Annotated in this window: 3 protein-coding genes; all 3 read right to left on the bottom strand. The window is 41.2% G+C overall.

Features of this window, described 5'->3' with window-relative positions; translation table 11 throughout:
• Positions 1–757: zinc-ribbon domain-containing protein (locus tag Q0526_RS13020; RefSeq protein ID WP_366522108.1), on the bottom strand; the 757-nt coding region annotated here is incomplete at its 3' end.
• 184 nt (positions 758–941) lie between these two features.
• Complete coding sequence (gene dinD / locus Q0526_RS13015; RefSeq protein WP_298734341.1) at positions 942–1,835, bottom strand: DNA damage-inducible protein D; 894 nt, start codon at positions 1,833–1,835, stop codon at positions 942–944.
• A gap of 115 nt (positions 1,836–1,950) precedes the next feature.
• The coding region (locus Q0526_RS13010; protein WP_298734338.1) for a Uma2 family endonuclease at positions 1,951–2,221 on the bottom strand (271 nt) is incomplete at its 5' end.

Here is a 2,221-nt window from a genome sequence, read left to right as displayed (position 1 = left end):
TCACTTTCCCGACATTTTCCCATAGGGTTTTAAGCTCACTGTCTGAGAAGGGGATGTGGCTTCGCTTCGACGCTTCTTTTTCTTTCATAATATCTTCTGATATATCAAATGTTCTGGCATAGTTCACGGTCACGATTTCATATTCCAGTGCATAGTCATACATCAAATTAAAGAGAGATTTTATCCGTGCCTTTGTACCGGCGCTGGGAAATACCTTCTCACCTTTCTTTTTTCCGCGCGTTTCGATGCGGTATCCTTCGTCCATAACTCCCTTTATATGCCTTGCCCGTACATCTTTTGCCCGCATCCGGTAGATGCTGGAGCAGTAGGCCCAGGCGGATGTGATTGTACGAGCATAGCTTTCATCACAGGTGCTCAGGTAAGCATCGATCCATTTCTCATAGAGTTCTTCAACGAGAATATCATCTTTAAGATCGTAAGGATTGCGGTTATAATCTATCAGGGCCTGATAAGCTTCGTTGTAAGTTGGAAAATAAGCTTTGGGCTTCAGCGGTTTCAGTATGGGTTTATTGAATTCTGTTTTTCCAACGCAGACTCGAGTCCAAAAGGGATTGCGCAGATTTTTGCCTTTTATTTCTGTGATGCTTCCGAAACCATTAGGCAGCCGTTTTCGTCTGGCACGTTTTTTATAATTGTTCTGGATAACCGTTCGATTCAACGGATAACCGCAATGGGGGCAGGCCAGGGCCTTGTCACTGACTTGTAGCTGACATTCCGGACATTGAATCAGTGCCATAATTATTCCTCCTTATTGTTGCGACGTCGCACATTTTTGGGTATAAAAAATACACCCCTTGCCAGGATGTACCAGAAATGATATAATTCAGGTGTTCAAGCTGGATTTATCATAGCCGGAGTATCTGGCAAGAGAAATCTATGTAAAAGCCGTTCGGTACGCCAATGCTGGGCGGTTTTTGCGGTTATTTAAGTCTTTTTTGTTCTTTTTCAATTTGTTGGATACTTTTCTCAGGAGTAGGAAGGTTTTCGGGCATTGTGCCTCCTAGTCTTTTGATAGTATCTCTAACCTCTTTGCCAACATTGTAATGTGTTTGATTCGCCTTAGACTTACCTTGAATATTCTCACGTTTGAGTTTTGCTTCGGTTTGTGTTGCACGGAATAGATTGGCAGCTAATTCTTCGTATCCCATATGGTCAAGGATGTTTTGACTTTTCTTTAAATGCTTTCGGTTTTTAATATCCTGTGCTTTTAGACCGCCATACAATCCCATATAACCGTAGTTTTGAAAAACTGCATATTCAAGATTGGTTTCGACACCGGCCTCTTTAGCTGCAGCAACGAGCAATTTGTTGTGTTCTTTCATTTCTCTGCGAATTGCAAGGCGTTTTTGGTCTTCTGATAAGTTATCATATTGTTCAATCAACTCTTGCTGACGTGTTTTTACTGCAAAATATGATTGACCGAGAGCTATGACCTTTTTACGTGGATCGCCATTTTGAACAATTAAGTAGCAAGCATATCGAGATAATTCATAATCATCTAATTCTCGTTCTGCACCAGAACCGATGTTTACCATTTTCCCGATGTCGGCAAAATGGTCCGATACTGAATTTTGACTGTTTTCACATGCGGTAATTGCTTTTTGTATGACATTTTTAAAATTACCCCATTTTGCATATTCTAAAGCAACTTGCAAATCTCTCGCATACCAAAATTCTTGACCATATTTGTTTATATGACGAATAGATTCGAAAAGCGATTCAGTGTAGTTATTTTCTTCTTCTGGAGAGAGTGCTTTTGACAGAACTCTTTCATGAATCTCTTTTACTCTGGTTTCAAACTCTTCCTGATTCATAAGTCCTCCTTTGTATTTTGATAATATATCTCCTTGAATTCGAGGAGTTTAAAATGTAATCATATACTTTGCAAATACGAAGCCGTTCCTGTTGGCGCAGGAGCGGTTTTTGCTGTTATTGGATCAGTTCGCTGACTGTGATAGTCAGGTCTTTGAAGATATGAACGGTAAGTGGTATGGAAAAGGGCACGATGGTAGGCGCTGCGTCCTCTTCAAAGTGGTAGACGGTGGTACACTGTTTGGCAGGATCTACAATCCAGTATTCGCGGACGTTGGCATTTAAGTAGAGGCTGGCCTTTGTCACATAGTCATGTTTACGGCTGGAAGGGGACACAATCTCAATGATTAGGTCAGGCGCTCCGTTACATCGGTATCCGTCTAGCTTT

The sequence above is a fragment of the uncultured Subdoligranulum sp. genome, from assembly GCF_937890665.1.
Note: the sequence above shows the minus strand (reverse complement) of the source record. Positions and strands in the feature narration are given on the sequence as shown.

Bases quoted from the DNA above. Each gene is read 5' to 3' on its own strand.
- dinD (WP_298734341.1), bottom strand. From the start codon at position 1,835: ATGAATCAGGAAGAGTTTGAAACCAGAGTAAAAGAGATTCATGAAAGA.